The sequence below is a fragment of the Wolbachia endosymbiont (group A) of Sicus ferrugineus genome, from assembly GCF_947251515.1.
GTDB lineage: Bacteria > Pseudomonadota > Alphaproteobacteria > Rickettsiales > Anaplasmataceae > Wolbachia.
Map to the genome: position 1 here is coordinate 1,127,780 of NZ_OX366370.1, position 13,324 is coordinate 1,141,103.

The window sequence follows — 13,324 nt, forward strand, 5'->3', positions numbered from 1 at the left end:
GTTATTCCGCTACTCGTTAGCGGAATCTATACTGATACCAATTCCCACTATACAAAGAACGGATAGACAATAATGGGAAAAAAGCCATACTAAAGTAAGTGAAGTAGCGAGGTATAAATGGCATTAAGATCAAAATTATTGGATGAAAAAGTAGTAGAATCAGCAAAAGAAATGCTGAAGAAAGTAAGGAACAATGTATATGTTTCAAAAAAACTAAATGCTGTAATTGCGGCAAAAAAGCATAGTATAACGGCTGTAGCAAAAATATATTGAATTTCAAGAAGCGCACTAACTTCGTGGATAAAACTCTTGAAATTTGGCAGAGAAGAAAAACTGTTTGCTCCTCCATCACGCCGTAGAAAAACTAAATTAAATCAGGCTCAACTACAGCAAATTGAAGCATGTATAGAAGAAAATCCTAATATTACCATTAAAGAAATGAGAATAAGAATCCAGGAAAAGTTCGGATTAAATATCAGCAAATCTACAGTACACCGCCATATGCAAAAGATGAAATTTTCATATATTACACCAAGACCAGTACACAACGTACAAGATAAAAGTAAACAAGAGGAATTCAAAAAAAAATCTCAATGGAGCTATTAGCAAGTATCCAGAAAAAGAGCTATTTTTCTTTGATGAATCAAGGTTTGGCACACATTCGAAAGTTGGGCATGGATGGTTTAAAAAAGGCACTAGGACTCGGGTTAAAATAAAATTAGGTAGGCATAATTTTTATCTCTACAGTGCAGTTAATCCTAAAAATGGAGAGAGTTTTAGCTTATTTGCACTAAATGTTAACACTGATTGCATGAATGTATTTCTTGAGCAAATGTCGCAATATCTAGGGACAAGAGAAGCTGTTCTTGTTATGGACTGTGCTAGTTGGCATAAGTCAAAAAATTTAAAGGTAGCTAAAAATATTGAGATTATATACCTACCTCCATATTCACCTGAACTCAATCCTGTTGAGAGGCTTTGGTTATACATAAAACAGAACATTTTGCGCAATAAAATATACGATACAATTGCTCTGCTTTAGGGTGCTTTGTGCAAATTTATTACTTCTCTTGCCAGCTCCACAATTAAACAACTCTGCAATTTCTCCTATTTGACTGACCAACAATGAGAATTGGTATAACATCACTGATACCACTATCCCCTGAATCACGGCGTTGTTTGTTAGAAGTGCTAACGCTTACATGAATATTGTCTTTCGTGAGTTTTTGCATTGTTGGGCCAAATGTTCTTCCAAGATTGCTACTTACTGTTTTATTACTATCATTTGCTTGGGAATGAGATGCATTTCGCTCAAAAATCGCTTTTATTCCAGCAAATTTAGCTTGGGAAGATTTCGGAGGAACAGGTGGAGCAACTTTCTTAAGCTTTACTATTTTTTCTAACTCATTCTGCGACGATAACTTGGTCTCTGGTGCTCTTGGTGGTACCGGTGGGGCAACCATGCCTTTTGAGTTAATCTTTCCTTCATTTTTAGGAAAAATTTTTGGATTATTTTTTTCTACTGTAGTATTCATTTTTTTACCTCTAAGCCTATTAACTAGTAGAATTATAAACTTAGAGGTATTAATTTTGTAATAACGATGCTAATAGGTTTCAAATAAGCATCGCCAGAGGACTCTCTATATAATGCTTAAAGGCATTTAAAAATTTTGCTCCTAATGCTCCATCAACTGCTCTATGGTCAACAGAAAGTGTTACTGTCATTATTTCTGCTATCTCTATTTTCTCATTCATAACAATTGGTTGTTTTTTGGATGCACCAACTGCCATAATGCAAGATTGCGGCGGATTGATTATAGCACTGAAGGCTTTTATACCAAACATTCCTAAATTGGAAATAGTAAACCCACCTCCTTGAAATTCTTCTGGCCTTAATTTTCCAGATCTTGCTCTGCTTACTAAATCTTTCACTTCTTTTGATATAGATAAAATACCCTTTTTATCAGCATTTTTTACTATAGGAGTAATTAGCCCATCTTCAAGTGCCACAGCGATTGAAATGTCTACATTCGAGTATTTAAGTATTTTATTATCTATCCACGAAGAATTTATAACAGGAAATTTTTTCATGCTGAAAGCTGCAGCTTTTATGATTAGGTCATTAATTGTTACTTTGTTATTTTCATCTGCTGAGCTAATCTCGTTTTTTAACGATATTAACTTATCAACCTGGCAGTCTACAGTTAAATAAAAATGTGGAACATTCTGTTTGGATTCAGTTAAGCGCTGTGCTATCACTTGGCGCATATTGCTTACTTCAACCATGGTATCTTCCTCGGGCCTTTCACGACTTTCAATGCGTGTACCACTACCTAAAGACTCCAGCACATCAGCCTTAATTATGCGACCATATGGTCCTGTACCTTTTAATTGCTGCACATTAACCCCTTCATTTTGAGCTATTTTCTTAGCTAATGGGCTTATTTTTATTCTACCTTCTGTTGTCTTAGTATCTTCTTCCTTTCTAGATCCCAGTGTCAAGCACTGGGATGACATCAAAGGGTTAGATGACATTGGAGGGTTGATTGAGGAATTGGATGGCACTGAGGGATTGGTTTCAACTTCTTTCTTAGCTTCAATATTGGTAGCAGAAGCTGAAACATAGTTACCGAGTGCACTTTCATCTTCTCCTTCTTCCAGCATTAAAGCTATCGGTTGATTTACAGGCACGCCACTTATTCCTTCTGTTACTAAAATTTTCGCTAAAACTCCTTCATCCACAGATTCAAACTCCATTATGGCTTTATCAGTCTCTATCTCAGCAATTACATCGCCTACTTCAACTTTGTCTTGTTCTTTTTTATGCCACTTTACAATTTTTCCTCCAGTTTTGCTCATTGTCGGTGAAAGAGCAGGCATTAATATTTCTATAGGCATTGATTTTGCATTTAAAGATCTATTCAATTTTTAATTTACTCTTTATCTTATGTCAATCTAATCGTGAATTATGATGAATAAGTCTGTTACACTATCCCTCACGTCATCCCAGTGCGTGACACTGGGATCTTGGTTCAGTACTATTATCCTATTGTTTTTATTATTTAGCCATAGCTTGTTTGCTAATAACTTTGTTTCAACCAAATCAAATAAAATCAACATGAGAACGGGGCCAGGGTTTCACTATCCTGTAAAATGGATATACACTTGCAAAAATCTGCCCCTGAAAGTGATAGAAGAGTTTGAGAGTTGGAAAAAGATCTGCGATATAGATGAAGACTGCGGATGGATAAAAGGCAATCTGCTTAGCGATAAGCACCACGCAATGATAAAAGAAGATACTTATGGATATCAAAAACAGAGTGTAGACAGCAAGATTACTATGAAAATAGACAAGTTTGTTGTAATAGAAATAAAAAAATGCAGTGAAAAATGGTGTTTGCTGTCCTCATCGAAACGCAAAGCATGGGTACAGAAAGAATCTATATGGGGAGTTGATTAGACTGGCGAAAGACCTTGATTAGTAGTAGTTTCCAAACCTTCTGTAGCAGACTCTTCAGATGAAGCAGGAGTTGCACTAACTTCTTGAGGTTCTGGAGAATTATTTTGCCATATAGTGCTGTCACAAAAACTCTGTAACATCTCCTCAGCAGATGAATCTAAAATTTGTACAATAGACTTTCCACTTTGTTCTCTTAGCGATTGATCCATTCTAGAAATCAACTTAAGAAACTCACTACCTGATTTTTCAGCTTCACTTTTTATTTTGCTTTCTATGCTTGCAATATTACCTTGATCAATTTCTTCTTTTGTTATGTTGAATGAATTTGCAACATCTTGATATTCGATCTTGCAATCACCACCGCCAGTTATACAAAGAGCAATAGAATTAGATATTTCGCTTGCAGCCCACTTGTGTATAGCGTAAGCCAAATAATTGTCATGGTATTTAATGCTAAATTGTTGTTCTATTAGCTCAGAAATTTTATTCTTTAGAGACATAAAGCACTCCCTCCTTACATTACCTTTTGTTAAGATACACCATTTACTACATGCTTTGTTTTAATTAATTATTAAAACAAGAGCATAATTTTCAGAGTTATATCTTTTTACCTTAACAATTCTTTTTTGAGTTCCTCTTCAATCATCTTAGTTAAACTCGTGTCAAACTCACTCCTCGAAAAATCCCTAACCTCCCCGGGATCATATTGATTTCCTATTTTTTTTTCAATAGCATCCTTTATTATGTTTTTGTCAAATCCCTTTATAATAGGCGTTACCTTCACCTGCCCTGCAGAACCTTTACCATAAATTCCTTTGCTTTTATCAATGCAACCACCTGCACCAGGTTTACTGCTTCTAAAACCCTTGCTACACTTTACTGTTTCATACTTGATTTCACCATTTTCTATATATGTTATTTTATTATCTTCAGTAACCCGCAATCCTGTTGTTTTGGTTTCTTTTTTTATTTTTACACTATCATCAATTATTGTTTCCATATAACTCTTATAACTCCTATAATCATTATAATTATTTTCATGCGGATACATTTTATAGATACCTCCACCTCCCATAGTGATTAAATTCTTGCACTCTTTTTTGTCTACACTACACTTTCTTACAAAAATAGGCCCCCCATCCTTATCTGTGTATCTAAATTCTTGGTTACCTCCTCCCTCCGAAACTTTAACCTTAATGATAGGATAATCAGGAACAATTTCCAATTCAGCTTTAATATAATCTCCTGGCATTCCTGCTCTAGTTTCAGTGGAACAGGCATCCTTATTGGCGTGCGTATCCATATGCCGTTTGCAGCTATTGGGTGTATTTTCTATGTGACCTGCTTCACCACTTCCCCACACTTCTATTTCAACATGGCTAGATGTTATTTGTGAGCCATCCACATCATGATTTCCATTTCCAAAATCATGGGACTTTTCGCTCTTTTTTTCCGGTTCTTGTTTCTCTTTTTCCAGTTGTTTCTCGATTATCTCTTTTAACTTCTCTGTGAGACCTTCTAAATCGAACCTACACAATTTATCAGCATAAAAAACTTCTGTTCTGTTTGCTTTAATCAGTTGATCTTTTAATTGTGTACACTTTCGTACTTCATTTTTTTCATCTCTTAATACTTTACCATCCTTATCTTTACAATCCACTTCCTCATACCTTAAGTAAAATTGCTTATCATTTTCATTTTTATTCAAATATTGTTTTGAACGGCTGCATTTTCCATCAGAGCAGATGCAACCATCATCACCTTGGTTACATTTTTCTCTATGCTCTACATCTATCAATTTATATACTACTTTGACTTTGTTATTTATAAATTTTTCATTTATGTCTTTATCGTAATCCACGCAGTAACTGCATTTCCCCTTTTCCTGTTTATTGTCGTCAGGGAAGAAAACATACCCTTGCTTATTAAATATTATTTTATCCAACTGATCTTGAAGTCTTTTTATTTTTAAGAGGTCGACTGTTTCCCTTTCCTTGCTTGGAAGATAATAGAACTGATTTGATTCCTTAGAGTAAACAGCATTGTATTTAATATATTTTGTTCCCATTAATTTTAGTGGTATTATTTTATTTTCTCTTTCAAGAACAAACTCTTCTGGTTCTGGCTGCCATCCAGAAAGACAGAGCATTTTACTGTTAGAATTTTCTTTATACTTTACTTCTATTTCTGGTTGTCCTAAGTTGTTCAATTTGCATTTATTTCCTTGAAACTCTTTACATTCTGTTTCAATATCAGGAACATAGTCATATTCTTTCAGAACTTTAAATTGTTGCGGATTACTTTCTAATATACCTTCTATAATATTATCAATATAACTTTTTTCGTTATTACTATCAGTTGTTTTTGCTACTATTGCTGGTTTTACTACTTTTAAAGATAGAGGGCCAATATTTACAGGATGGGTGGTAACATTAAAAGTACATAAACCATTGCTGTAGACTCCATGTGCTCTATAAATACAAGTGCTCTCGCTCATCTTCATTTCTATTTCTAATGTATTTGCATCCACTATCCTTAATATTTTAGGCTCTGGAGCAGGTGGTGCCGGGAAGCAGCGGACGAACTGCGGATTTTTTTCATCTATACTTTGAGTTCCAAGGTATTCAGCGCAGAGTTTATCTTTTTTTCTATAAGTTGCGAAGTAATGTGTCGTGCCATTTTTATCCAAAATAGAATGCCTCCTAACTTCATCCGAAGTAGGGAGCTCCTCAGCTTTATCTTTTTTGTATTTTCTGGGAAAATCTAATTCTTTTCCAATCTTTCCGCCTTCTTCTATTAGATCACCAGCTATTACCTTAACTTTAGGGTTGAAGTAATCATTATCTTTATCTGTTATAGGAACAATTCTAACTTGTGGAAGCGACATTGCAAGTTGCTCACAGAATGGAGGGGGGCCAGGTGCAAGTGGTACAGGGGCACATTTTACTTTTTCCTGATAGCAAGTATCACAGGTATTTGCCATATATCCAGGGCGAAAAATATTTGCTCCTTCACCTATTTTAGTAAAAAATGAGAAAAAATCTCCTATGCAGGCTGCTTTTTGACTGCAGGCGCATATCTTAGGAGAATTAGCAAATTTCCTTTTTTCTTCATCAGTAACATTATCTACCCACTCCCACTCGAGACCTTTCGCAATCCCTTCCTTAAATTTTCCATCATTTAACACTGTATCTCCTTCCCAGTCGATAAAAACTGCTGCAGAAACTCCAGCTCCACTTGTCTGTGTTCCATATATTTGGCGGCAGGATGTTCCGTTACCTAATTGATAGCAGTTATCTTTTCCTTCGTAATCACAGACTTGAATCCTTGGATTGAAATAACCATTAATTCCTTGGTCTTTTATTGCTGTGACTCTAATGTATTGTAATAACTTTTCATCAAAATCTAGATTGCTCCAATTAAAGGTAAAAAAATTTGCTAAGCCTTTTCCAGTTTTGTTAGCCGCAGCTTCAACTTCAGTGTGAAAACGTATCTTTCCACAGGTATCAGAATATCCATTACTTGCAATTAGCAAAATTAATACTAGGAAAAAAAAATTAGCTTTAAGCTTTACACTTCTCATAAAACACCGGTAACCACTCATTAACTTCTTCTCCTTTTTCCTTTATTGCCTCGTACATATACTTTATCGTTTCTTTGTTAGCTGAAAGTACATGTATTTCTTGCATATTCTTTAAATCTAAATTTAAAGTTACTAATCCTTTATACTGCTTTATCAAGAATAAACCTTCCTGCGTTGGTGTTTGCAGAATTATATTCAGCTCCTCTTTCGATAAAGAAAATGCTTTCATGTATAACCTATTTGCATTGACGTTTGGCATCAAGATCCTTGTATCAACATGTTTATCTAAATATTGAGTAAATTTGCTAGCAAATGCGAGGTTTAAATTTTCAGTACTTAGGATTACCACAATATTTAGTTCCGTCATTCTTTGCATCCAGTTATCAAACTCTTTCTCTGTAGGAAAAATATCACTTATCTCCCATGCTTCATCCAAAACAAGTATTGCAGGTGAGCCATCACATTTTGCCTCAAAAGAATATAAAAAATAGTAAAGTATCACGGACATACATTCTTTTCGTTTTGTGAGGTTTGCGGTGTTGAGAGATATAATTTTTGTTTCCCAGTCAATATCTGATTCATTACTATCTTGAAATAAGTAAGCAAACTCACCACCGTCACACCATCTACTTATTTTACCCCCGAGGAGCAAAAGCACCTCAGAAATTTGCGCAATAGAACGTGACTCCTTGGGTATAGCAAATATAGAATCCACAATTTTTCTTATCTTTTCTTCTACGTCCACCAAGCTCGTATCGGCTACCATTCTTTTGATCAGTTCAACCAACATATTGCGATTGGAAGCACTATCTTCAATGTTTAGTGGATTAAATTTTAGGCTTTTGTCCTTATACTTCGGATCGATTATATAATATTTACCACTCACTGCTTTAGTAAAAATTATCGACTTTCCAGTGTTATCCAATATGACAATTCTTGGGTTAAACTTTCTTGATTCTGATAATAGGAAATTAATGAGTGAAGTTCTGCCTGAATTTGGAGCTCCAAGTATCGTAGTATGGCCATTATTTCTTTTTCCATGGAAATTAAAGAAGTAAGGATTTCCTTCTTTTGAGAAAAAAACTGTTACCGCTTCTTTCCACCTTCCTCCTTTTAATGTACCTGACGTAAAATCATGCAGCATAGCAAAACTGCAAGCATATTTTGCTAATATATTTTTCGGTTGTGTAATAAAGGTAAAATTGCCCGGAAGTTGTGCCCAAAAATGACTTTCCATATGTAGATCAGTTCTAAATATCATGAAGCCAATTAATGACATTATAGAAGATAAATCACTAATATTTTCGGCTAACTTATTCCTATCGTCTGCAAATATTGTAAAAATAATTTTCTGTTGGCAGAAGTCTAGACTAGAGGTCTTTTCAAGCTCTATTATTTCTTCAATTCCTGAGCTTTTAAGTAAGGTATTATCCTCACTAATTTGCAGCATGTTAATTTGTTTATTAAATTCTTTTATTGCCTTACTATTACTAGTAAATATCATTATTTCTGTAATGATAAATTCAGATTCAAGCTGCAAGCACCTATCTATATTGCCTAAGGAGATTTCTCGGTATTCCTTTATGCTGAAAACAGAGCCAAATTTCTGTTGATTTTCAAAGATTGTCTGAAACGTATTGAAACCAAAAGCTATTTTAAAACTTCTAATATATTGCGACAGGTCCCTTTCATGTATTGGATAATCTTTGTGCGTTAATGTAACAATATAGTGGAGAAATTCTATCATTTCAGAATATATTTTACCTTCACTAAATCTTAGACCCAGTTTTTTAGCTCCAAAAGGTCCTAAATCATCGTGAATTAAGTCAGTTATCTTTTGCAACTCCTGGCGACTTTCTTGTAAAGACAGCTTATGCTTATTCTTTATTCTATTAAAAAAAAATGAATTATTAGTATGCTTACCAAAATCGTTAAACAATATTACAATATATAATTCATTTATATACTGTAATTTACTATCAGTGAGTTTATCAAACTGCGCTGAATGTAGCTTATCAGAGAAGTCTTCAGTTTTATTCCATTTTAAGCTCAATTTATTGCGCTTTCGGACAGTATGAATCCAAACGGTAAAATATAGGCTATTAATATTTTTTGATATGCTTTTTCTAATTTCAGTTCTAAGGTCGCTGTAATTATCAACAGAAGAATAATCTTCTAACTTGATTATTTTTAACAACTCTCCCTGTTTTGTTAGTATAGTTTCTTCATTGTAATGACAAGCATAAGGAATGAAATCTAAATCAATGCTCTCTAGTAATGCTAAGTTGTTCTTTTTTTCAAACTTAGAGTTAATTGCTGGTACTTTTAGCTGCATATGCGTATTCAATAAAGATAATTAAAAAAGATAAAGATACTATCTTAATTTTTATCTTTTTTTTCGCTATCGGATTGTAATTTTATATCTTTTGCAAAATTAAATTTTTCTTTTAAGTAGTCTGTTGCCTTTTCTGTACTACCAAACATCATGATCAGTACACCAAACATTATCATAAAAAAGATTAGACCTCTGAACACTACTGCAAGTATCACCGCAGCTATACACAACCCTATGATTGTTGAAGGACTCATATTTTCTACAGTATCTTTAATTGAAAATGAAGAAATAAAATCTTTTACCGTTTCTTGTACATCCTTTAATTCATCACTCACCGAAGCTTCGCTAGAATATGATGCAAAAATGAAACTTAATAAGGCTATAAAAACCAAAACTTTATTCAATTGAATGCGCATCAACTAAATACCCTTTAAATATTCCTCAAATATAACAACTTTTATATCAATAGGCAAGAACTGAATTCACTTATCCACTACAAGTAACACATATTTAATTTTTACAGATGTGAACATGCTGTAAGCTCTTTATCATCAACAGGACGACTCAAATTGGTGGATGTTAATTCACTTGAAGGGGTTAAACACCATGTAGTTATTGCCGCTATAGCAAATACTGCTCCTATGACACACAATATTCCTGATCTTGCTATTGCTGCTGCAACAAGACACCCCACTGCTAGAAGAGCACAACCTGCTACAAGTGCAACGTGAAGATTTCTGTTATTGGGTTGTTTAAGTGGAATATCTTCACCCTTTTTCTCATTCACAGGAAGTTTCTGCACAGTTGTAATGGTATTTTTTTTGTCCTTTTTTTCTTCAGATTTCACTGGATCCTTTGTGTGGTCATCATCTGTCATCCCAGTGCGTGAGACTGGGATCTTTGATTCTTCTCCTCTGGCTTCAGTTACCTGCTGTAATGACACCTGGGATAACTCCTCCTTAACTTGATCTGGATTTGCTTGACCATCTGAGTTTACACTTTCCTCAGATGAAGTGCTTGTTACTAAAGTTAAACTGCTCCTTCTGCTACTTACTGGTGATTTCAAACTTTCTTTACTCGTTCTAGGTGAGTCTATTCCACTATCTGAGTCATTGCCACTACTGAGTTTAGAAGTTTGCTTCTCCTCTATTTCTTCCACAACCTTGCTATATTTTTCAAACACTTCCTCTGTAACATCTGAATTACTAAGTATTTTATTATCACCACTTTTTTTCTCAGCTACATTCAAGGGTGTTTCTTGTGTGTTGTTTTGCTCTTCAATATGTTTTAGCTGCATTTGATCTTCAATATTTTCTTCAACAGCATTTGGTATTGAGCTTACACTGCTGCTCCTGTTAGTAATATCCAAAATTGTTTGTACTATTGCTGCCTTTTTTTTTGAGTCTAGTTTTTTTGACTCTGTTATTTCTACTTTCAACGCTGGAAGAAAGTGTTGGATGTAAAACTCATAATCTTCTTTTTGTTTTTTCAGTGATTCTTTTAATTCATCTGGTGTTTTAGGACTGTTTCCTTGCTTGGACAGATTTATATGTTTTGCGAGATCCTGCTCATCTTGTCTTGCTCTCAGTAATTCTCCTAATTTAGTTAATACCTCCCTAGGATTAGCAGGACTATTTTTTTGCTTGAACAACCTTTTGCATTTTCTGGCAGTCTCTTGCACAGCTTTTTGATCTTCTTTTACTGTTTCACGTATAATGTTGAACAAATTCCAATCTGCGTCATTCCAAGATTCAGCAGAATTTTCTATTTTATTAGGTGAAACAGGCATAACATTTCTCCATACATAATAAAATGTATAGATACCTCTTTAGCGTTAATTTTACATTAAAACTGGGCAATTATGCCATATTATGGATAATTAATGGCAACTTGCTAACCATTTGCTTTGCTAACTACTGGGTTTTCTACTTCTACAGATTTGCTATCAATATAATTATTTGCCTGTTGAATTAATATGTCTATCACTTCTTTTACAGGCTTTTCCCTATCAACCATGCCAACACTTTGACCGGCCATTAAAGATCCCGTTTCAACATCTCCATCAATTACTGCTCTTCTTAAAGCTCCAGCCCAGAACTTTTCTATTTCAAGCTGCCCATCTTCTTTTGAGATCTGTCCCTTTTGGTATTCATCAATAACTTTTTTTTGATGCTTCATAAAATCATTACTTGCCTTGTTGGCTATAGCTCTTACTGGAATTACAGGAAAATCAGCACTTATCTGTACAGAAGGTATTGCATTACGTGCGGCTGATTTAATAAACACTTTCTTAAAATTTTTGTGGGCAATTGACTCATTAGTGCAGACAAATAATGTACCTATTTGACAGCCACTTGCCCCCATTTCTAAGTAATTAACTATCATTTCACCTCTTCCTATTCCACCTGCAACAAACACTGGTATTTGTTCATTTTTAAAATGAGGCAATATCTCTTGTGCGAGAACAGAAGTGCTAACTGGCCCTATGTGCCCGCCTGCTTCCATTCCCTCTATTATTAACGCATCTACTCCTATTTTTACTAACCTTTTCGCAAGGCTTAATGCTGGTGCAAAGCACAAAACTTTAATGCCTGCACTCTTAATTTTTTCTATATTAGGCTTCGTTGGTAATCCGCCAGCAAGCACTATATGGCTTACTTTCGTTTCAATACACACATCTATCAACTCACTCAACTTTGGGTGCATAGTAATTAGGTTTACACCAAATGGTTTGTTAGTTAATTTCTGTGTTTCTATGATTTCTTTTTTCAATAGGTCTGGAAACATTGCACCACATGCAATTACACCGAAACCACTAGCGTTTGAGATTGCCGAAACCAAGTTTCTCTCTGAAACCCAGCTCATAGCACCACCCATTATCGCAAACTCACTACCAAGAAAATCTGTTCCTTTTTTCCAGAGGCTACTTAACATATAACCTATATCATACGTTTAAAAATGTTTTGCTTATCTATAAATGTGTGTTTCAAAGCGCCAAGTATATGCAAGATTATAAAGAGTACCATAAAACATGCAAGCATCGAATGTAGCTGATTAGCCGTGTTAGCTAGGTCTTTATTTTGATTAATCAACAAAGGGATATGAAAAAAATACTTGATCTTTTTGCCAGAAGCAGAAGACATAACATAGCCAGATAGTGGCATTAGCACCATTAAAGAATATAAACCAAAGTGTACTGTTTTACTTGCATTGATTACAAACCGAGAAAAATTTGCTGGAAGTCGTGGAACATAAGTAAAGACGCGAAAAAATATGCGTACTATGATTAATCCAAGAATAGTGATACCGCAAGCCTTATGAATAGCGTATATGTTGAACTTAATCTCATTGCTAAGTGGTAAGCTTTTCATATAAAGTCCAGAGCAAAGCATACCAATAATAAAAACAGCCATCAACCAATGGATAACTCTTAAACCTAGGCTATATTTATCGTCTTCCATTTTGATTACCCTAAAGTAGCATTTATATAATAGAAAAACTATTTTTCAATCAAAATTATTAAAGCAATTTAGATTTACCGACAATGTAGCTATACAAATTCGACCCAGCCGGGAGTCAAGTAGCTGGCCGGCACCTAAGCCATAGAAACGGATTAAATGCAAAACTTCCTTGACAAACCTAGCCAGCCCCCTTATCATGAAACTGAAGGTATTCAGTTGTCTTCATCTGTGCAGATTAAACAGCAAGAAAACAACGTAGTTGGCGTCTTATTTTTAATTTTTTGCACTATGTGCATCTTATGTCTTCACAATATTTCTAGGTTTTTACCTACACAAGCTGAAACGCGCTTATAAGTCGTTTAAGACAGTATAGTACGCTAATTTGCAGGATTAGAGAGTGACAACTAGCTAACACGGGATTTCTTTTGCCTTTTTTTCTGCTTAGTAAATTTCTTAAACATTTAAACTAAGGTGAGTTGCACTTA

10 protein-coding genes and 1 pseudogene are annotated in these 13,324 nt (G+C 34.5%); 2 read left to right on the top strand and 9 right to left on the bottom strand.

All coding sequences use genetic code 11. The features are described 5' to 3' along the window. Window positions 1–117 precede the first annotated feature (117 nt). Window positions 118–1,129, top strand: a pseudogene (locus tag OPR24_RS05710) (IS630 family transposase). Here OPR24_RS05710 and OPR24_RS05715 read toward each other — a convergent pair. Then, window positions 1,086–1,535 (bottom strand): hypothetical protein, encoded by a 450-nt coding sequence (locus OPR24_RS05715; protein WP_265033114.1) that lies wholly within the window; start codon window positions 1,533–1,535, stop codon window positions 1,086–1,088. The pseudogene OPR24_RS05710 and the gene OPR24_RS05715 overlap by 44 nt on opposite strands. A gap of 79 nt (window positions 1,536–1,614) precedes the next feature. After that, window positions 1,615–2,898, bottom strand: coding sequence for a pyruvate dehydrogenase complex dihydrolipoamide acetyltransferase (locus OPR24_RS05720; protein WP_265033115.1), 1,284 nt, complete (start codon window positions 2,896–2,898; stop codon window positions 1,615–1,617). 70 nt (window positions 2,899–2,968) lie between these two features. Between OPR24_RS05720 and OPR24_RS05725 the strand changes: the two genes are divergently transcribed. Then, on the top strand, window positions 2,969–3,460 hold the full coding sequence (locus tag OPR24_RS05725; protein WP_265033116.1) for an SH3 domain-containing protein: 492 nt from the start codon (window positions 2,969–2,971) through the stop codon (window positions 3,458–3,460). On the opposite strand, the gene OPR24_RS05730 is transcribed toward OPR24_RS05725, so the two are convergent. The 7 genes from OPR24_RS05730 to OPR24_RS05760 form a co-directional block, all read right to left on the bottom strand. Continuing rightward, entirely contained in the window at window positions 3,457–3,960 is a 504-nt protein-coding gene (locus OPR24_RS05730; protein ID WP_265033117.1) for a WBM0748 family T4SS-associated protein, read from the bottom strand. The genes OPR24_RS05725 and OPR24_RS05730 overlap by 4 nt on opposite strands. 107 nt (window positions 3,961–4,067) lie before the next feature. After that, complete coding sequence (locus OPR24_RS05735) at window positions 4,068–7,043, bottom strand: hypothetical protein (protein WP_265033118.1); 2,976 nt, start codon at window positions 7,041–7,043, stop codon at window positions 4,068–4,070. Further along, window positions 7,024–9,378, bottom strand: a complete 2,355-nt coding sequence (locus tag OPR24_RS05740) for a VirB4 family type IV secretion/conjugal transfer ATPase (RefSeq protein WP_265033119.1) — start codon at window positions 9,376–9,378, stop codon at window positions 7,024–7,026. Before OPR24_RS05740 ends, OPR24_RS05735 begins: the two co-directional genes overlap by 20 nt. Window positions 9,379–9,422: 44 nt before the next feature. After that, the gene (locus tag OPR24_RS05745; RefSeq protein WP_187297371.1) at window positions 9,423–9,794 is read right to left on the bottom strand and encodes a hypothetical protein; all 372 of its coding nucleotides are present in this window, start codon (window positions 9,792–9,794) and stop codon (window positions 9,423–9,425) included. A 101-nt stretch (window positions 9,795–9,895) separates the two neighbouring features. After that, a complete protein-coding gene (locus tag OPR24_RS05750) occupies window positions 9,896–11,167 on the bottom strand; it encodes a hypothetical protein (protein WP_265033120.1) in 1,272 nt (423 codons plus the stop codon). A gap of 104 nt (window positions 11,168–11,271) precedes the next feature. Next, window positions 11,272–12,312, bottom strand: a complete 1,041-nt coding sequence (locus tag OPR24_RS05755; protein WP_265033121.1) for an NAD(P)H-dependent flavin oxidoreductase — start codon at window positions 12,310–12,312, stop codon at window positions 11,272–11,274. A 5-nt stretch (window positions 12,313–12,317) separates the two neighbouring features. Beyond that, a complete protein-coding gene (locus tag OPR24_RS05760; RefSeq protein ID WP_253307207.1) occupies window positions 12,318–12,839 on the bottom strand; it encodes a cytochrome b in 522 nt (173 codons plus the stop codon). Window positions 12,840–13,324: the final 485 nt, after the last annotated feature.

Bases quoted from the DNA above. Each gene is read 5' to 3' on its own strand.
- OPR24_RS05720 (WP_265033115.1), bottom strand. From the start codon at position 2,898: ATGCCTATAGAAATATTAATGCCTGCTCTTTCACCGACAATGAGCAAA.
- OPR24_RS05750 (WP_265033120.1), bottom strand. From the start codon at position 11,167: ATGCCTGTTTCACCTAATAAAATAGAAAATTCTGCTGAATCTTGGAAT.
- OPR24_RS05730 (WP_265033117.1), bottom strand. From the start codon at position 3,960: ATGTCTCTAAAGAATAAAATTTCTGAGCTAATAGAACAACAATTTAGC.
- OPR24_RS05715 (WP_265033114.1), bottom strand. From the start codon at position 1,535: ATGAATACTACAGTAGAAAAAAATAATCCAAAAATTTTTCCTAAAAAT.
- OPR24_RS05760 (WP_253307207.1), bottom strand. From the start codon at position 12,839: ATGGAAGACGATAAATATAGCCTAGGTTTAAGAGTTATCCATTGGTTG.
- OPR24_RS05725 (WP_265033116.1), top strand. From the start codon at position 2,969: ATGATGAATAAGTCTGTTACACTATCCCTCACGTCATCCCAGTGCGTG.
- OPR24_RS05745 (WP_187297371.1), bottom strand. From the start codon at position 9,794: ATGCGCATTCAATTGAATAAAGTTTTGGTTTTTATAGCCTTATTAAGT.
- OPR24_RS05755 (WP_265033121.1), bottom strand. From the start codon at position 12,312: ATGTTAAGTAGCCTCTGGAAAAAAGGAACAGATTTTCTTGGTAGTGAG.
- OPR24_RS05735 (WP_265033118.1), bottom strand. From the start codon at position 7,043: ATGAGAAGTGTAAAGCTTAAAGCTAATTTTTTTTTCCTAGTATTAATT.
- OPR24_RS05740 (WP_265033119.1), bottom strand. From the start codon at position 9,378: ATGCAGCTAAAAGTACCAGCAATTAACTCTAAGTTTGAAAAAAAGAAC.